Below are 18,087 nucleotides of genomic sequence, written 5' to 3'. Positions count from 1 at the left end.
GTTATCGTTAATATAAGATAACCTTACTCACCGGCACCCGGCACTTGGCTGACCGTTCAGGCCTTTTCCAGCGTGCATTGAAGCGGATGCTGGTTCTGCCGGGCGAAGTCCATCACCTGGTTCACCTTCGTCTCCGCCACCTCATAGCTGAAGATGCCGCACACGCCGACGCCGCGCTGATGCACGTGCAGCATGACGCGCGTCGCCTCCTCCATGTCCATCCGGAAGAATTGCTGCAGCACATGCACGACGAATTCCATCGGCGTGTAATCATCGTTCAGCATCAGCACCTTGTACAGCGACGGCTTCTTAGTCCGGGCGCGCGTGCGGGTGGCGATACCCACATTGGGGCCACCGGGGCCCTCGCCCTGATCGTCCTGATCCCTGCCCGCCATTAGGAGGGGAAATGCCACTGTGCTGATGCTGCTCATGTCGGGTGAGAATATGGCGATTCCGGCCGTCATGGCAAGGGGCGCAGGCTGCAAGTCATCGTGCGCCGCGCGGGAATCAACAAAACGGCCCCCGCCCTCAGGCAGGAGCCGTAATATTTGTGCGTCGACTGGTCTGCGGGCAGATCAGGCGGCGAGCGACTTCACCTTGTCGGTGACAACGGTCACGCGCGCGGTGAGCGGCTGGGCAACATCACCGGCCAGCTTGATCAGCGCTTCGCTGCTCTTGGCCGCTTCCTTGGTCAGCTCGTCGAAGCTGCTGGAGAAGAGCTGGCTCTGCAGCTGGAAGAACTCGGTCGGGGTCTTGACGGTCGAAAAGCTCTTGAGCGAGGCAGTTGCCTTCTCGAAGCTCTTGCGGCTGTAATCGACGGCTTCCTGACCCAGGGTCTCGATGCCCTTGGCGGCGATCTTGCCGGATTCGACCAGCGCCTCAACATTGCCCTTGGCGATGTCGCTCAGCTCTTCGATGGCCTTGGTGGACTTTTCAACGCTGGCCTTCGCCTTCTCGTTGAAATCGGCATAAGCCGTTTCCAGCTTGGCCTTGGTCTCTTCAGCGAACTTCTTTCCGGTCTCGATCACATCGTTCATCATCTTGGTTCCTTCTGTGGCAGGCAGCGATTCGGGCTCTACCGGCCCGGCCTTGGATGACAGGCTCTTGACTTCCTTGGGTTCGACCTTGGTCTCTTCCACCAGCGGTGCCGGTGCGGACGGCAAAGGTTCGATAGCGGGAGGCGCGGCTGGTTCTGGCGCTGCATCGACCGCCGTTGTCGCGGCTGCGATCGCGGCCGGATTGGCCTTGGCAGCAGCCGTCGGCTTGGGTGCGACCTTTGTAGCCTCAGCCGATTTCCGCGCTGGGGGCGCCTTGGGGCTCGCGGCCACCGCCGCTTCCGCCGCCTTCAGCGCTTCAGCTGCTGAAAGCGTCGATGACGGCTTCTTGGCCACTTGCTTGCGACGGCCGGGCTTTGGAGTCACTGCCATGGAAACATCCTCCGTTGTTGCAGTGCACAATACACATGGCGCAGGATGAGTGCAAGTATTTTGTGCAGTGCAGCAAACGGAAGGCATCAGTCCCACTTAGCGGCGATTTATACCCGCAAAAAGGACAGACAAATCAGCGCGTCAGCGCTGCTTTACGTAGCGTCCGGGCGCATCTTCCAGAGCCTTGAGCGACCCCTTGCCCGGCACACGTCCACCTTTTTTCGCGGACACCGTCGAATCACCCAGGGACTTGATCCACTCAGCCCAGTCCGGCCACCAACTGCCCTTGGTCTCCTTCGCGTCTGCGACAAAGTCCTCCAAACTCTTGGGCAGTTCGTCACAGCTCCAATATTGATATTTTCCCGCTGCGGGCGGATTGACGACGCCCGCGATATGGCCCGACCCGGCGAGCAGGAATCGTATCGGCCCGGAAAAATGCGAGGTCGCTTTCCACACGCTTTCGGCAGGCGCGATATGATCTTCCCGTCCGGCCTGGATATAAAGCGGCGTCTCCACCTTGCGCAGGTCGAGCGGAGTGTCGTCAATGCTGAGCGCGTCCGGAACCACCAGTTGATTGTCGCGGTAAAGCTGCGTCAGGTAATTTTTGTGCCACTGGGCGGGCAGGTTGGTCGTGTCGCCATTCCAGTACAGCAGGTCGAAGGGCGGATAATCCTGCCCTAACAGATAATTGTTGACGACATAGTTCCAGATCAGGTCGCGGCCGCGCAGCAGGTTGAAGGTCGCTGCCATATAGCGCCCGTCCAGGAAGCCGCTGGTCGATAGCTGATCGACCAGCTTCATCTGATCATCATCGACGAACAGGCTGAGGTCGCCTGCCTCGCTGAAATCGACCTGAGCGGTGAAGAAGGTGGCGCTCGCCACCTTATCCGCTTCTCCACGCGCAGCGAGCAGCGCCAGCGTCGCGGCCAGCGTCGTCCCCGCTACGCAATAACCGATCGTGTGAACGCTCGGCACACTCAGCAACTCGCGCACGGTATCGATCGCATCGACCTGTCCGCGCAGGATATAGTCATCCCACAGCAGGTCCTTCATGGATGCGTCGGCCGATTTCCAGGAGACAAGAAAGACGCTGATACCTTGGTCCAGCGCCCATTTGACGAAGCTTTTTTCCGGCGACAGATCGAGGATGTAGAAGCGATTGATCCAGGCCGGGAAGATGACGAGCGGGGTCTCCAGCACCTTATCGGTGGTGGGCGTATAGTGGATCAACTGGTAAAGCGGCGTTTCCTTGATGACCTTGCCAGGCGTCGTCGCAATATTGCGGCCGATCTCAAAGACCGCGCCATCCGTCTGCGTGAGCTGCCCTTTTTCCATGTCGGCCAGCATATGCTGAAGGCCCTTGACCAGATTCTCGCCGCCGCTCTGCAGCGTTTTTTCCATCACTTGCGGGTTGGTGAGCGGAAAATTGCTGGGCGAAACAGCGTCGAGCATGCCGCTGGTAGCAAAGCGCAGCTTTGCTTTCTGCTTGGGATCCACCCCATCCACGGCATCGGTCAGCTTCAGCAGATAGTCGGACAGCAGCAGATAGCTTTGGCGGATCAGGTCATAAAAAGGATGGTTCGACCAGGCCGGATCGGCAAAGCGTCGATCCTTGCGCGCGGCCGGACTGCTGGGCGGTGGAGGCTCGGCCTGGTCGCGCAGCATGCCGCCGGAATCGAGGAAGCGCTGCCACAGCGCCAGCCCTTCATTGGCAAAGCTGGTCTGGATGCGCGCCACAGCATCGGGGTTGAAGGGAAGCGCCCGGCCCGTGGCTCCGGCCGCCTGCTCCAGCAGCAATTGCTGCGCCCGGCCCATCACCTCCGTCCACTGCTGCATCTGTTCAAGGGTCGGCAGGTGCGGTTCGTTGAGGTTCTGCGCTTCCATGGCCACCTTCCTCCTCCTGGCATCCTTATATGCGCCGCTTTCTCTGGCGCGAGGCTGCCCGGCGGGCTATAGCCGGAGAACGTCGCGTCAAAAGCGCGTGCGTCACTATCCCCTATGGAGACCTTTCAGGAAAGCCCTATAATGTCCGAAGAATTCTACCGCATGAAGCGCCTACCGCCCTATGTCATCGCTGAAGTCAACGCGATGCGGGCCGCCGCGCGAGCCGCGGGAGAGGACATTATCGATCTTGGCATGGGCAATCCTGATCTGCCTCCGCCCGATCATGTCATCGCCAAATTGTGCGAAGTGGCGCAAAAGCCGAGCGCCCATGGCTATTCTCAGTCGATGGGCATTCCCGGCCTGCGCCGCGCCCAAGCCAATTATTATGGCCGCCGCTTCGGCGTGGACCTAGATCCAGAGACCGAAGTCGTCGTCACCATGGGATCGAAGGAGGGCTTGGCCAGCCTCGCCACCGCGATCACCGCGCCCGGTGACGTCGTGCTGGCCCCCAATCCCAGCTACCCGATCCATATGTTCGGCTTCATCATCGCGGGCGCGACCATCCGGTCGGTTCCGACCACGCCTGACGAACATTATTGGAAATCGCTTGAAAGGGCGATGGCCTTCACGGTGCCGCGCCCTTCGATCCTGGTCGTAGGCTATCCCAGCAACCCGACAGCAGAGACGGTTGATCTCGCCTTTTACGAGCGGCTGGTGGCCTGGGCAAAGGAGAACAAGGTTTGGGTCCTTTCCGACCTCGCCTATTCCGAGCTATATTATGACGGCAATCCGACGCCTTCGATCCTGCAGGTGCCGGGCGCGAAGGATGTGGCTGTCGAATTCACATCGCTCAGCAAGACTTATTCGATGGCCGGATGGCGCATCGGCTTTGCCGTAGGCAACCGCCAGCTGATCTCGGCGCTGAAGCGCGTGAAATCCTATCTCGATTATGGCGCCTTCACGCCCATTCAGGCGGCTGCATGCGCTGCGCTCAACGGACCGCAGGACATCGTCCAGAAGAACCGCGAACTCTACCACAAGCGCCGCGATGTGATGGTCGAGGCGTTTGGGCGGGCAGGCTGGGAAATTCCCGCGCCCAAGGCATCGATGTTCGCCTGGGCCCCGCTGCCTCCTGCGCTCAAGGACATGGGCAGCCTGGAATTTTCCAAGCAGCTGCTCACCCACGCGAAGGTCGCCGTGGCCGCAGGCGTCGGCTATGGCGAGGACGGCGAAGGCTATGTGCGCATCGCGATGGTCGAGAATGAACAGCGGCTGCGGCAGGCGGCGCGCAACATCAAGCAATATCTCAAGTCCATGGGCATCAACACGCCCGCCAAGGGCGCTGCCTGATCAAAGGAAGGCCGGGCAGCAGGCGAGACCCTCTTACCGATGATCCCCCTGCCCCAGGTCTCGCAGGTCGCGCAGACGATCCAGCTCGCCCTTGCGCCTGTGTTCCTGCTCGCGGGCATCGGCGCGTTCCTCAATGTCTGTGTCGGCCGGCTCGCTCGCATCATTGATCGAGCAAGGCGGCTGGAGGACAAGATCCTTTCCTCACGGGGCAAGGAGCATGATCGCATGGTCGGCGAAATCCGCGTGCTCGACCGGCGCATGAGCGTCGTCAACATGGCGATCTTTCTCTCGGTAGCCTCCGCCTGCGCCGTCTGCCTTGTCGTGATCCTGCTGTTCGCGGGCAATCTGTTCGGCGCGCATCTCGGCACCCCGATCGCGATCCTTTTCAGCCTCGCCATGCTGGTTCAGGCGGCGGCTTTCGGCACCTTCATCCAGGAAATTCGCCTGGCATCGCGCATCATCCACGTTCGCAACGAAGTGCTCTATCATAAGGTTGAGGACAGCGAGGACGCATGACCAAGTTCACGGTGAACGACCGGCCTGTCCAGTATCGCATGGACCCCGACACACCTCTATTATGGGCGCTGCGCGATGCTTCGAACCTCACCGGGACCAAATATGGCTGCGGCACGGGCCATTGCGGCGCCTGCACCGTCGATATTGACGGGCAAGCGGTGCGGTCGTGCCAAGTGACGATCCGGGAAACGGAAGGCCGCTTCGTCACGACGATAGAAGGGCTGTCCCCCGATCGCGGCCATCCGCTGCAACAAGTGTTCGCCGCAGACAATGTCTCGCAATGCGGCTACTGCATCCCAGGCATGATCATGACGGCGGCCGTGCTCCTCAAGCGCAACGCTGATCCGGGCGATGAGGAGATAGACGCCGCAATCACCAACATCTGCCGCTGCGGCATCTACCCGCGGCTGCGAGCAGCCATCAAACGCGCTGGCAAAGTCCTGCGCGGCGAGGAGCAGGTCGAGGCCGCCCCTCCGCCCGGGGTGACGCCAGAGGACGCCGCGCGCGCCGTCCCAGCGCTTCGCCGCCCCTGAAACGCGCCTTAGCCGAAGCGGTAGGCCGATATCGGCCAGCCCCGCACCGCACTTTGATGATCGACACGCGCCGCATCGTCACCGCCTGCGCCGACCGCAACCATCAGCGGCAGAAGATGCTCTTCGCGCGGGTGCGCAAAATGCGCCTCCGGCAGCGCATCCCAGGCTGCCACACGGGCCGCGCGCCGTCCGGGATCGGGGTCGGTGACAGCTTCGGTCAATGCCTCGTCCCACAACAGAGAGGGCGTCCGCGCCTCCGAATCGCGCACGCGCATATTGTGGAAGCTCATGCCCGATCCGATGATCACCACCCCTTCGTCGCGCAGCGGCTCTAGGGCGCGACCGGCGGCGATATGCGCGGTCGGGTCCAGATCTTGACGCAGCGACAGTTGCACGACCGGGATGTCCGCTTCTGGCCGCGCCACCTTCATCGGGATGAAGACGCCATGATCCCATCCCCGTTCGCCTTCGTCGGCAACCGGCAAGCCACCATCGCGAAGTAGCTCGGCCGCCCGCGCGGCGATCGCAGGCGCTCCGGGCGCGTCCCAGCGCAGCTGGTAGGTGTGCGGCGGGAAATTATAATAGTCGAACAGAAGCGGGGGATGCTCGCCCTGGTGCACGGTAAACACGGGCTCCTCCCAATGACCCGAAATAATCAGCACCGCGCGCGGGCGTTCGGGCAGGCGCGCGATCAGCTGGGCAAGATAATCCTGCATCGGATGCCACATGGGATCGCTGGATGGACGGTCAGGATCGGCCGGGTCCATGAAGAAGCAAGGGCCTCCGCCATGCGGAATGTAAAGACTTGGCTGTTTCATCCGCCGAACATCGGGCGGCACGCTCCGCTGCGCAAGCTTGGAGGGCGAAACAATGGGTTTCCTGCTGCCTCAGCTGGCTTTGGCGCCAATGGCGGGACCGATGGCCTGCGCCAAGGTCACATTGGAATAGGGCTTCTTGATCAACGTGATGCCGCCAAACCGCTCCGGCAGGTCCAGCCCGTCGCCATAGCCGGTTGCAAATAGAAAGCCGATACCCTGCTCCGCCAGCAGGTCGGCGACCGGCAGGCTTGTTTCCGTGCCTAGATTGAAGTCCAGCACGGCGAAGTCGATGTTCCGCAGTGCTAGCGCCTCGCGCGCCCGGCTAACGCTGCCGGCCGTGACGACGTCGGCGCCCAGGTCGCGCAGCGCGTCCTCGCCATCCATGGCGATGATCATATTGTCCTCGACCAAAAGGATGTTGCGCCCCTTCAGCAATTCCGGGGTGGGAACAGCCACCGGCTTCGTCCGTTCCGCGCCGCTTACATCCGGCAGAACCGACGCGATATGGGCAGAGGGAATACAGAAATGCGCCTCCAGCCCGGCGAGGCGGTAGGCGATCTCCGCCTTGCCATCCAGGTCATAGGGGATCGATCGTTCGATCACAGTGGACCCGAAACCGCGCCGCGTCGGCGCGACCACTGCGGGACCGCCGCTTTCCAGCCAGTGAAGCAGCAAGCTGCCGTCCGGATCGACATGCCAGTCGATTGAAACCGTTCCGCCATCCGACAAGGCGCCATATTTCGCCGCGTTGGTCAGCAGTTCGTGGATCACCAGCGCCAGCACCGTGAAGGCCGACGGCGTCAGCAGGACATTGGGACCCGTCTGTTTCACCCGGTCGCGCCGCTCACCGAGATAAGCACCGGCTTCCACCTCAATCAGGTCCTGCAACCGCGCGGGCGCCCAGCGGTCAGCCGTGATCTGGTCATGGGCGCGGGCAAGCGCCTGGACGCGACTTTCCAGCGTCGCGATGAACTCATCCACCGATCGCGCGCTATTGCGCGTCTGCGACAGCAGCCCGCGGATCAGCGACAATATGTTCCGGACCCGATGGTTGAGTTCGGCGATCAGCAGTTCCTGCTTCTCGTGCGCCTTCTGCCGTTCCTCATGCGCCGAATCCGACAGGCGGAGGACGACTTCCAGCAAAGCGGTGCGAAGCGCTTCGGCAACACGCAGTTCGGCCGGGCTGAAGGCGACTGCCGTGCCTTTCACCAGCTCCGACCATTCTTCGAAACTTTTGCGCGGCGTCAGGCGGGGTCCATTCGGACCATATTCTATATGCTTTTCCTGATTGCCCGCCCAGCGCACCGATCGCATCTGCTCGGCCCGGAACAGGACGACATAGTCTCGAGGGCGGCGCGACAACGGGATGGCAAGCAGGCCCGCTGCCCGATCCGCATAGGCCGCTGCTTCCGGCATGATCCGGCTGAGACTGTCGGTAGTATAGACTTGGCTTGCCGCCGTCCGATTGAGCATCGACACGATCGCAGCAAAGGCCGACTTATCTGGGGTCAGCCCGGCCAGCGTCATGTCGCCATCTATATAGACGCCCACGCCATCGGCAGGCACGGTATCGAAGATGACGTCGCCCAGCCAGCGGGCGTTGGACAACAGGTCATGATCCTGCGCGACCGCCGACATCAGCCGGTCGGCGACCTGCCGCGCCTTGCCTTCATAGTCCGCCGTCTCCGCCCGTTCACGGCTTTCCAGCATCATGGAGAAGATCTGGCCGAACAACTCCGCCGCGCTGCGCTGGGCGAAACTGGGCAGGCGCGGCCCATAATGGTGGCAAGCGAACAAGCCCCAAAGCCGCCCCTCGACGATGATCGAGATGGAGAGCGACGCGCCCACACCCATATTGCCCAAATATTCGATGTGGATGGGCGAAACAGCGCGCAGCAGGCACAGCGACATGTCCAGCGCCGCGCCAGCAGGGTCGAGAATGGGGACGACCGGCACCGGCTGCGCCTGCACATCCGCGATCACCCTGAAGATGTTGCGCAGATAAAGCGCGCGCGCCTGCGCCGGGATATCGGACGCGGGATAGTGCAGACCGAAAAAGCTATCGATGCCGGGGCGCAAAGCCTCAGCCACGACTTCGCCATCGCCGCCGTCGGCGAAACGATAGACCATGACCCGGTCAAAGCCGGTCAGTGCCCGCACCTGCCTGGCGCCATCGCGCAGAAAGGCCGCCATGCTGTCCGTCTGGGCCAGCCGCGCGACCATGGAGCGCACCATGCTGGTCGCCTCCATCTCATCGGCGCGGGCAGGTTCAGCCTCGATGACCACCAGCGATCCGGAAAAATGCACCGCGATGTCGAACGGCGGAAAACCGTCGATCAATATCAGCGAGAATATCCGCTCCACCGCATCAGGACCGCGCAGCAGGGTAATGCGGTTGCGCAGCGAATGTATCGCTTCACCCCGGAACAGCTCGCTGATCGGCTGGCCCAGCATCTCCTGGGGCGAAAGGCCGATAAAGGCGCTACTGTTCGCCGAGACGCGGGACACCAGCCAGTCCGCCGTCAACGCGACGAGGAAGCCGAAGGGCTGGATCGTCCCCGGAACATGGATCGGTTCTCGATCGCAATTGCTGATATCGACAGCGAAAGCGGTCACGTCCGGTTCGCGGCCGTCAGCCATTCAGGCCCGCCCGCTCTGCGGCAGCTCCGGCTGCGAAGAGGGCGAAGGCTGCATCGGCACCCTGAATGGCGCCGTCAATCCAATCCTCACCGCCATCGTCGGCGGCTTTGTCCAGCGCATCCTGAAAAGCGATCCAGCCGCCTTTGCCATGCACCGACGACAGATAAGCGCGCGGGAGGCCGGGCGGCACGCGACGCTCAAGCATCGCTCCGCCAAGCCGCGATCCTTCCAACGCATAAAGCGCGCCCCAACGGAAAGCTTCGCCGCCCTGCCGCTCCACCGCCAGCGGCTCAGGCAAGGCTTTACCCAACGCAGCGAGATCTTCCATCAGGCGCGGCAGGCGCGGCGCGTCCGGCCTCGCCAACTGCTCCAACGGCGCGAGCGCGCGGGCATGCGCCCTCAGGAAAGCGCCATAGCCATCAGGAGAATCGAGCGGGAAATCAGAGAATAATTCGTCCACACGCTGATGGCTGACCATCGTCGCATCACGAAGTGCCTGTCGGACACGGCCGGCGTTGGACGTTCTTTTCACTCGTTGGTCCTAAAGGCAGTTAAGGTCGCGCGCACTGATTTAGATTAGTTTTTACAGTTGAGCGACAGCAGTTGGTCGTTTTTCCCTGCGACTCATTCATGCAAACGCGTGTGCAGCAACGGTTTTCCGAAATGTAGAAGATTCTTTCAAATCGCTGACAGGCAAGTTCAGCCTCACGACATGACGACGGTAATAAAAAAGCAACATGCGGGGCATGGCGCCCCTTTGGAAAGCGAAGATCATGTTGAAGAAAATGATGTTGGCAGGGCTGATGACCGCGACGGTCCTGGGCGGGATCGCCCCGGCCTATGCCCAAGGTAGAGAGGATGGCTGGCGCGGCCGTGGCGACGAACGCGCGGCGCGTCAGGACGGCGATGGCCCCCGTGGTCGCGACGCAACGCGCGAACAGCGAGGCGATGACAGCAGGCGCGATCAAGCGGGCCAGCGCTGGCAGCAGCGTCAGGTGGATCGCGGGCAGATACAAACGGAGCAGCCGCGACCTGACCGTCAATGGCGCGCGGGCGAAGCGCGTGGCGATGCGGCTCGCGATGCATCGCGCAACGAAACCCGCATCAGGCAGCAGGCGGAGACTCAGCGGCCGCAATGGCGGGATGATCGCCGCTCCGGTGATCGCCCCGACTGGCGCGACAATCGCCAAACGCAGCGGCCCGAATGGCGTGATAATCGCCGGGATGATCGCCTGAGCAGCGGCAATCATTGGCGGGGCAGCCTGGCTAATCCACGCCGGTTTGATGACCGTACGCGCTGGAACGGCCAGCGGCGTTGGGACAATGGCTGGCGGCAGGATCGCCGTTATGACTGGTACAGCTACCGCTCACGTTATGGCGACCGCTACCGGGCGGGTCGCTACTATGCGCCGCGCGGCTGGGACTACGGCTATACCCGTTTCTCGGTCGGCATCTTCCTTAATAGCTTGCTGTTCTCGAACAGCTACTGGATCGACGATCCTTATTCCTATCGCCTGCCCCCTGCCTATGGGACGCTGCGCTGGGTCCGCTATTATGATGATGCCTTGCTAGTCGATATACGCGACGGCTATGTCGTTGACGTGATCCACGATTTCTTCTGGTAAGGCGAAGATCGATCCTGCACGATCGATTGGGCTCGGAGCCAAGTGCTCCGGGCCCTTTTTATTTGCACAGATGAGGCCGCCGGGGCAGGAAACGCACATGACGGACGTGATCGATGACGGCGGCATCGCTTCTGACATTCGGGAGAGGATCGGCGAAGCGGTTCGCGCGAAGCTGGACCGTAATCCCATGGTCAGCCGAATCGATGCGCCAGGCCTGGAAATCTATGGCCGCCATCATTTCCTCGATGCGGAGGAGTGCGCCGCCCTGCGCGCGATGATCGATTCCGATGCGCAGCCTTCGACGCTCTTTTCGGGCAGCGCCAATTCCGACTATCGCACCAGCCATAGCTGCAATCTAAACCCTAGGGATGTCCTGGTGAGCCTTGTCAGCGACCGCATTTGTGCGCTTACGGGCCTGCCGCCGGATCATGGCGAAACGCTGCAGGGCCAGCGCTATGCCCTTGGCCAAGAGTATAAGGCGCATTGCGACTTCTTCCCCGTCACCGCAAATTACTGGCCAGCGATGATGAAGACGGGCGGCCAGCGCAGTTGGACCGCGATGATCTATCTATCTCCCGTCGAAACAGGCGGGGAAACGCATTTCCCCCATTGCGAATTCATGGTGCCGCCGGTCGAGGGCATGATCCTCATCTGGAACAATATGAAACCGGATGGCGCACCCAATCCCTTGAGCCTGCACGCTGCGCGGCCGGTGGAAAAGGGCATCAAATATGTCGTCACCAAATGGTTTCGGGAACGTCGTTGGACCGCCTGACGGAGGGCAGAGCTGTTCAGACGGACGATACAATTCGCGACATAAATGACTGATTCCTGACAGTCTCGTTCCCGCATGGTTCAGCGTGAGAGATGCATAAGCAATCCGTTGGCAGCGGAACCGGCCACAGGGACAAAGGTTAAATCCCCCGCTGGTTCAGTCCGCCAAGCTGATGGGAGAAGATATATGCGTAAGTTGATCATCCTCGGCCTGATCGCCGCCACAGCGATGCCGGGCGCCGTCATGGCCCAATCGCGTGGGGAGGTACGCGACAGCGAGCGTGACCTTCGTCAGGAACAGCGCGAACTGCGCGACGCGGAGCGCTATGGTAGCCGCCACGATGTGCGTGAGCAGCGCCGCGATGTGCGCGACGCGCGTCAGGAATTGCGGGAAGATTGGCGCGACTATCGGCGCTCGCACCGTGACGTCTATCGCGGCGGTAACTGGCGGGCTCCTTTCCGCTACAATCGCTGGGAAGCAGGGTCGCAGCTCCGCCCGAGCTACTACAGCTCGCGCTATTATATCAGCGATCCCTATCGTTATCGCCTGCCGCGTCCCAACAACCCCAATTTGCGGTGGGTAAGGCACTATAATGACGTGCTGCTGGTGAACGTCCGCAGCGGCCGCGTCATGGAAGTCCATCGTGGCTTTTTCTGGTAAAGAAGACGTTTGAGTAAATGAAACGGCCCTTGGTTTCCGGGGCCGTTTTCTTTGCGCAACTCAGCCACGCTTGCGCATGTCAGCCAAGTTCGGCCCCAGGAACGCTCTAGTTGTTTGACGGATACCCCTTGGCCGCGCCGCTCGTCTCCGAGCAGGCGCGGCCGATGACGCGCGCAAGGCACGCCATCAGTCCGAAAGGGGGTGGACCAGAAGAAAAACGCTCCGGCTGTTCGAATGTTCCGATCGGGCTCAGCCGAGCGCTTCGGCGATCAGGCGGCGGCTATTTTCAATGCCATATAATGCGATGAAGCTGCCCATGCGAGGGCCCTGATCCGCGCCTAGCAGCGTCTGGTACAATGCCCTGAACCAGTCCCGCAATTCGGCAAAGCCATAGGCTTCATCCTTGCCCAGCGCATAAACGATGTTCTGGATATCCTCCGCGCTCGCGCCTGTGGGCAGCGCCGCCAGTTCCTCATCCAGCTTCCGCAGGGCAGCGGCCTCGTTCGCCTCGGGCGCGCGCCGCTTAAGCGTCGGCGCAACGAAATCGCGGTGATAGGCCAGCGCATGACCGATCAGCGCATCCAGTTCCGGGTAGGCTTCCGCACTGGCGTCCGCGACATAATTCTGGAGATAGCCCCATACCTGCTCACGGCTGGCATCGCCCATCACCCCCACCAGGTTCAGCAGCAGGCCGAAAGTGACCGGCAGCTTACCCTCCGGCAGCTTCCCGTCATGGATATGATGAACCGGGTTACCGAGCTGCTGCTCGATCGCCTGATTAGGATAATTGCCGCGGAACTGCCAATATTCGTCCACCGCACGGGGAATGACGCCCATGTGCAGCTGCTTGGCCTTTTTCGGTTCCCGATAGGCGTAGAAGGCGAGGCTTTCCTGCGGTCCATAGGTCAGCCACTGCTCAAGGCTTAGACCATTGCCCTTAGATTTTGAGATTTTCTCGCCCTTCTCGTCGAGGAACATCTCATAGTTGAAGCCTTCCGGCGGCCGCGCCCCGAGCGCGCGGCAGATCTTCGACGATTGCGTCACCGAATCGATCAGGTCCTTGCCCGCCATTTCATAATCGACGCCCAACGCGACCCAGCGCATCGCCCAATCGACCTTCCACTGCAGCTTAGCACCGCCCGAAAGGACCGACTGCTCGATCACTTCGCCCTCATCCTCGAAACGGACCAGGCCGGCGTCGGCGTCCAGCACTTCCACCGGCACCTGCAACACGATGCCGCTCTTGGGGCTGATCGGCAGCACGGGCGAATAGGTCCCCTGCCGCTCCTTGCGCAGGGTCGGCAACATGATGTCCATGATGTCCTGATAATGGCGCAGGACATTCTTCAGCGCGTCATCAAACGCGCCCGAGCGATAACGGTCTGTGGCCGATACAAACTCGTAATCGAAGCCAAAGCGGTCGAGAAACGCGCGCAGCATCGCATTATTGTGATGCGCGAAGCTTTCGAACTTCTCGAACGGATCGGGCACCTGGGTCAGCGGCTTGCCTAGATACTCGGTCAGCATCGCCTGGTTGGGCACATTGTCCGGCACCTTGCGCAGACCATCCATGTCATCGCTGAACGCAATCAGGCGCGTCGGAATATCCGACAGCGCATGATAGGCGTTGCGAACCATCGTGGTGCGCAGCACTTCGTTGAATGTTCCGATATGTGGCAGGCCCGACGGACCATAGCCCGTTTCGAACAGGATGTGCCCCTTTTCAGGTGCGCCGCTTTGGTAGCGCTTGAGCAGCTTGCGCGCTTCTTCATAGGGCCAGGCCTTGGACGCCTGCGCGGCGGTGCGGAGAGTTTCGGAGACAGTCATGATGCACAGCCCCTAACCCCGCACGGGCGGAAAGGAAACGGCATTTCCACGCAGCAGAAGTCACGTCGCCTTCGGCATGATGAATGATAGAAACGGACAGCATGGGACGCGTTGGCCGAATGCCATGATCTGGCCCCGCATCAGATTAACTGATCCATTTTCAGTTTTCCTTTTGTTCCTGCTCGCCTAAGCCGGACGGGTGATCGATCCTGCCGCCTTGCCTTCCCTTCACGCCAGCCATGGTGGCATCTGGCTGCGCGAAGGTGGCCGGACGCAGGCGATAGCCAAGGGAATGGCGATCGCCCGCGCGGCCGAGACGCCCACCTTGCTCCTCAACGCACCGCTTACCGGACAGCGCCTTGGTTACCCCGAGTTGAACGGCTTGGATCTGTTGGAGCTGTGGGCCTTTGTCCATCCCGCCCGGTTCCTCGTGCCGACCCCGAAAGGGCTCGCGGAAGCGCTGGGCCTGGAACGTCCGGCCACCGAGGATGACATCCCGCAACTGCTGCAAAACGCGACGGCCGCGCTGCTCGCCACGCTCGAATCGCCGACCTGGCTGGAGCGGGAGGGCGGATGGACATCTGCACAGTCACTGCACCGCCTGCGCTGGCCTTGGGCGCCCCTCATCGCCCCACGCGTCGCCCGTCCTGCCGAAGCGGAGCGTTGGCTCTTTTCGCGCCTTCCGGAATGGGAGGAAACCCCGCCCCGGCCCGCCCCCCGCACCATCTCCCTCGACGAGCAAGCCGTACTCGACCAGCTTACGCATCTGACCGGCAGCGGAGCGGAAGCTCGCCCCGGCCAGCGTGCCTATGCAGCCGCGGCGGTCGAAAGCTTCCGGCCGCGCAAGCATCGCGATCAGCCCAACATGCTTCTGGCCGAAGCGGGGACGGGCATCGGCAAAACGCTAGGCTATCTCGCGCCAGCTTCCCTCTGGGCGTCGCAGGCGCAAGGCACCGTCTGGATATCCACCTATACCAAGGCGCTGCAACGTCAGCTCGATCGCGAATCCTTACGCCTCTTTCCCGATCCAGCCACGGCGGCCCGGCGTGTCGTGGTGCGGAAGGGGCGTGAAAACTACCTCTGCCTGCTGAACCTGGAGGACGCGCTCCAGGGCGGCTTTGCAGGGCGCGCCGCGATCCTGGCGCAATTGGTCGCCCGCTGGGCCGCGTTCAGCAAGGATGGCGACATGATCGGCGGCGACCTTCCTGGCTGGCTGCCGACGCTTTTTCGCCGCAATGGATCGACGGCGCTTACGGACCGGCGGGGGGAGTGCATCTATGCAGGCTGTCCGCATTACCGCAAATGCTTCATCGAGCGCTCCGCCCGCGCCTCCGCCGATGCGGATATCGTCATCGCCAATCATGCGCTCGTGATGATCAATGCCGCACGTGGCCGCGAGACGGGGCAGCGGCCGCAACGCATCATCTTTGACGAGGGCCATCATCTTTTCGATGCCGCCGATTCGACCTTCTCGGTCGCGCTGTCGGGACAAGAGGCGATCGAACTGCGCCGTTGGGTGATGGGGCCCGAAGGCAATGCGCGGGGCAGGCGTCGCGGCCTTGCGGCGCGCCTCTCTGACCTCGCCAGCTATGATGACGAAGGTGGCGAAGCGATCCGCGCTGCGGCTGATGCGGCGCGCGCTCTGCCCGCCGACGAATGGCTGAAGCGCATCGTGGCGGGCGAGCCTTTCGGACCAGTCGAGCAGTTACTCGCCGCGGTGCGGGGCACCGTCTATGCCCGCGCCGCAGATGTGGGTGAAGCGGACGCAGGCTATGGGCTGGAAACGGAACTCGCCGAGCCGGACGGCCCCCTGGTCGAAGCCGCGCATGAGGCGGCGCTTGCGCTCGACGGCCTTTTGCGCCCGCTCACGCGCCTTGCCAAACGGCTGGAAGCGGTGATCGAAGACGCGCCTGACTGGCTCGATGGAGCAGCCCGCGCCCGAATCGAAGGCGCGATCGCTTCGTTTGGGTGGCGGCGTGACTTGATCGCCGCCTGGCTGGCGCTGCTCGCCCGCATCGGCGGCCCGGCCGACGGTGACTTCGTCGATTGGATGACCGTCGATCGGATCGAGGGACGGGAATTCGACATCGGCATCCATCGCCACTGGCTTGACCCCACCCGGCCACTTGCCGAAACAGTGCTGAAGCCGGCACAGGGTGTGCTGGTCACTTCGGCGACGCTCAAGGGTGGCGGCGACTGGGACAATGCCGAAAGTCGCAGCGGCGCAACCCACCTGCCCCAGCGCGCCCAGCAGTTCGAAGCGCACAGCCCCTTCGATTATGCGGCGCGCGCCGAAGTTCTGATCGTCACCGACATCAAGCGCGGCGACATAGCTGCGCTCTCCGGCGCTTATGGCCGATTGATAGAGGCGGCGGGCGGCGGCACGCTCGGCCTATTCACCGCCATCCGCCGCCTGCGCGCGGTCCATGCCCGCATCGCCGATCGTCTCGCGCGGGCCGGTCTGCCGCTCTATGCCCAGCATGTCGATCCGATGGACACTGGCACGCTGATCGACATTTTCCGCGACGACCCTCGCGCCTCCTTGCTGGGCACCGACGCGCTGCGCGACGGCGTCGATGTGCCGGGCCATTCGCTGCGACTGGTAGTGATGGAGGGCGTGCCATGGTCCAAGCCTACCGTGCTGCACGCCGCCCGCCGCCTCGCAGGAGGAGGCGCTGCCTATGATGACCGGCTGATCCGCGCCCGGCTCGCCCAGGCATTTGGCCGCCTCATCCGCCGCGCCGAAGACCGGGGCAGCTTTGTCATCCTCTCGGCCGCCATGCCCAGCCGGTTGCTCAGCGCCTTCCCACCCGGCACGCCGATCCGCCGAGTGACACTGGACGAGGCGATCATAGCCGTCAGTGCTTATTCCCTCGCTGGCGCTGGCCTTGGCGATGGCATGGCGTTAGGGCTTCAGGGAATCCAATCCGGCACCCACGACCTGGAGCGAAAATGAAGCGGTTGACCCTGTTGCGCCACGCCAAGTCCGACTGGGACGACCCGGTCGAGCGGGATTTCGACCGGCCGCTCAATCGACGCGGGGAGAAAGCGGCGTTGTTGATCGGTCAGTTCGCCCGCAGCCGCAAAATGCAGTTCGACCTCCTGGTCGCCTCCCCCGCGATGCGCGTCGTGCAGACGCTCGACACCTTTTTGGAAGGCTATAGCGATCCACTGGAGCCGCATTGGGACCGGCGCATCTACCTGGCATCCGTGGCGACGCTACTCGACGTCGTACGCGACCTTCCCGAAACGGCTGACAGCGCCATCATGGCGGGTCATAATCCCGGCCTTGAAGAATTGATCCTGGAACTGGTGCCCGATGATGGCGCCAGTCCGCTGCGTGAAGATGTGGAAGTCAAATTCCCAACCGCCAGCCTTGCCGTCCTCGATCTTGCCATCGATCGCTGGGCCGACGCCAAGCAGGATGTGGCAACGCTCGTCAGCTTCACCCGCCCACGGGATCTTGATCCGGCATTGGGGCCGGAAACCCGGTGAACGGGTCGATACGGTGACGCCGATCCACTGGCGAGAGGCTGTGCCGGGCGACACGTCCGCGCTGTCACTGCTCGGCGGCGCTACCTTTCTCACCAGCTTCGCGCATGACCATCCCGGACCAGCCTTGCTCGCGCACATTCGCACCGCTCATGCCGAAAGCTATTATCGAGCGGCGCTTGATGAGCCTACGCAACTGCTGCTGATCGGCGAAACGCCGCTCGGCGCGCCGGTGGGCTATGCCATGCTGACGCCACCCGACCTTCCTGTGCCCACGACCGAGCGGGACGATGTGGAGATCAAGCGCATCTACCTGCTTGGGCCTTGGCAAGGCGGCGGCCGGGGCGATCAGTTGATGGATCTGCTTGCCGATCATGCCCGGCAGCGCGGAGCCGAGCGCATGCTGCTCGCCGTATATCCGCAGAACGACCGTGCGCGCCGCTTCTACGCGCGGCACGGGTTTCACGAAATCGGCGAAACCACCTTCATGGTCGGCGACATGCCCTTCCGCGACCTCATCTATGCACGCACGCTCTGACG

At 62.5% G+C, this 18,087-nt stretch carries 16 protein-coding genes; 9 read left to right on the top strand and 7 right to left on the bottom strand.

Annotated features, from left to right (window positions below; all coding sequences use genetic code 11):
* Window positions 1-56: 56 nt before the first annotated feature.
* The 3 genes from clpS to ACFO3E_RS06620 all read right to left on the bottom strand — a co-directional run bounded on the left by clpS (window position 57) and on the right by ACFO3E_RS06620 (window position 3,311).
* On the bottom strand, window positions 57-464 hold the full coding sequence (gene clpS, locus ACFO3E_RS06630; protein WP_066526657.1) for an ATP-dependent Clp protease adapter ClpS: 408 nt from the start codon (window positions 462-464) through the stop codon (window positions 57-59).
* A gap of 111 nt (window positions 465-575) precedes the next feature.
* Window positions 576-1,427, bottom strand: a complete 852-nt coding sequence (locus tag ACFO3E_RS06625; RefSeq protein WP_066526655.1) for a phasin family protein — start codon at window positions 1,425-1,427, stop codon at window positions 576-578.
* A 141-nt stretch (window positions 1,428-1,568) separates the two neighbouring features.
* Window positions 1,569-3,311, bottom strand: coding sequence for a PHA/PHB synthase family protein (locus ACFO3E_RS06620; RefSeq protein ID WP_066526653.1), 1,743 nt, complete (start codon window positions 3,309-3,311; stop codon window positions 1,569-1,571).
* A 141-nt stretch (window positions 3,312-3,452) separates the two neighbouring features.
* On the opposite strand from ACFO3E_RS06620, the gene ACFO3E_RS06615 reads away from it, so the two are divergent.
* From ACFO3E_RS06615 to ACFO3E_RS06605, 3 genes are read left to right on the top strand one after another with little or no spacing between them, the layout of a single operon-like run.
* Window positions 3,453-4,661 (top strand): LL-diaminopimelate aminotransferase, encoded by a 1,209-nt coding sequence (locus ACFO3E_RS06615; protein ID WP_380803334.1) that lies wholly within the window; start codon window positions 3,453-3,455, stop codon window positions 4,659-4,661.
* A 39-nt stretch (window positions 4,662-4,700) separates the two neighbouring features.
* Window positions 4,701-5,177: a DUF2721 domain-containing protein gene (locus ACFO3E_RS06610; RefSeq protein ID WP_066526647.1), complete on the top strand. Its 477-nt coding sequence runs from the start codon at window positions 4,701-4,703 to the stop codon at window positions 5,175-5,177.
* Window positions 5,174-5,710, top strand: a complete 537-nt coding sequence (locus ACFO3E_RS06605; protein ID WP_380803333.1) for a (2Fe-2S)-binding protein — start codon at window positions 5,174-5,176, stop codon at window positions 5,708-5,710. Before ACFO3E_RS06610 ends, ACFO3E_RS06605 begins: the two co-directional genes overlap by 4 nt.
* 8 nt (window positions 5,711-5,718) lie before the next feature.
* On the opposite strand, the gene ACFO3E_RS06600 is transcribed toward ACFO3E_RS06605, so the two are convergent.
* The 3 genes from ACFO3E_RS06600 to ACFO3E_RS06590 form a co-directional block, all read right to left on the bottom strand.
* Window positions 5,719-6,528: a DODA-type extradiol aromatic ring-opening family dioxygenase gene (locus ACFO3E_RS06600; RefSeq protein WP_380803332.1), complete on the bottom strand. Its 810-nt coding sequence runs from the start codon at window positions 6,526-6,528 to the stop codon at window positions 5,719-5,721.
* A gap of 69 nt (window positions 6,529-6,597) precedes the next feature.
* Window positions 6,598-9,168, bottom strand: coding sequence for an HWE histidine kinase domain-containing protein (locus tag ACFO3E_RS06595; RefSeq protein ID WP_380803331.1), 2,571 nt, complete (start codon window positions 9,166-9,168; stop codon window positions 6,598-6,600).
* A complete protein-coding gene (locus ACFO3E_RS06590; protein WP_380803330.1) occupies window positions 9,161-9,700 on the bottom strand; it encodes a biliverdin-producing heme oxygenase in 540 nt (179 codons plus the stop codon). The genes ACFO3E_RS06595 and ACFO3E_RS06590 overlap by 8 nt, the downstream gene beginning before the upstream one ends.
* Before the next feature lie 241 nt (window positions 9,701-9,941).
* Between ACFO3E_RS06590 and ACFO3E_RS06585 the strand changes: the two genes are divergently transcribed.
* From ACFO3E_RS06585 to ACFO3E_RS06575, 3 genes are all read left to right on the top strand, one after another.
* The gene (locus ACFO3E_RS06585) at window positions 9,942-10,793 is read left to right on the top strand and encodes an RcnB family protein (RefSeq protein ID WP_380803329.1); all 852 of its coding nucleotides are present in this window, start codon (window positions 9,942-9,944) and stop codon (window positions 10,791-10,793) included.
* Window positions 10,794-10,890: 97 nt separating this feature from the next.
* Window positions 10,891-11,568, top strand: coding sequence for a 2OG-Fe(II) oxygenase (locus ACFO3E_RS06580; protein WP_380803327.1), 678 nt, complete (start codon window positions 10,891-10,893; stop codon window positions 11,566-11,568).
* A gap of 186 nt (window positions 11,569-11,754) precedes the next feature.
* Window positions 11,755-12,228, top strand: a complete 474-nt coding sequence (locus ACFO3E_RS06575; protein ID WP_380803325.1) for an RcnB family protein — start codon at window positions 11,755-11,757, stop codon at window positions 12,226-12,228.
* A 249-nt stretch (window positions 12,229-12,477) separates the two neighbouring features.
* Here ACFO3E_RS06575 and ACFO3E_RS06570 read toward each other — a convergent pair whose 3' ends face one another.
* Window positions 12,478-14,055, bottom strand: a complete 1,578-nt coding sequence (locus tag ACFO3E_RS06570) for a lysine--tRNA ligase (protein ID WP_380803323.1) — start codon at window positions 14,053-14,055, stop codon at window positions 12,478-12,480.
* A gap of 199 nt (window positions 14,056-14,254) precedes the next feature.
* On the opposite strand from ACFO3E_RS06570, the gene ACFO3E_RS06565 reads away from it, so the two are divergent.
* From ACFO3E_RS06565 to ACFO3E_RS06555, 3 genes are read left to right on the top strand one after another with little or no spacing between them, the layout of a single operon-like run.
* Window positions 14,255-17,011 carry an ATP-dependent DNA helicase gene (locus ACFO3E_RS06565; RefSeq protein ID WP_380803320.1) on the top strand — a complete coding sequence of 919 codons (2,757 nt, stop codon included), beginning with the start codon at window positions 14,255-14,257 and terminating at the stop codon, window positions 17,009-17,011.
* The gene (locus ACFO3E_RS06560) at window positions 17,008-17,550 is read left to right on the top strand and encodes a SixA phosphatase family protein (RefSeq protein ID WP_380803317.1); all 543 of its coding nucleotides are present in this window, start codon (window positions 17,008-17,010) and stop codon (window positions 17,548-17,550) included. The genes ACFO3E_RS06565 and ACFO3E_RS06560 overlap by 4 nt, the downstream gene beginning before the upstream one ends.
* On the top strand, window positions 17,519-18,085 hold the full coding sequence (locus ACFO3E_RS06555; protein ID WP_380803315.1) for a GNAT family N-acetyltransferase: 567 nt from the start codon (window positions 17,519-17,521) through the stop codon (window positions 18,083-18,085). The genes ACFO3E_RS06560 and ACFO3E_RS06555 overlap by 32 nt, the downstream gene beginning before the upstream one ends.
* Window positions 18,086-18,087 lie beyond the last annotated feature (2 nt).

Origin of the sequence: Sphingobium tyrosinilyticum, from assembly GCF_042654265.1 — a bacterium.
In the GTDB taxonomy this organism is placed as follows: domain Bacteria; phylum Pseudomonadota; class Alphaproteobacteria; order Sphingomonadales; family Sphingomonadaceae; genus Sphingobium; species Sphingobium tyrosinilyticum.
The sequence above is the reverse complement of the archived record's forward strand: the minus strand, read 5'-3'. Positions and strand labels throughout refer to the sequence as shown.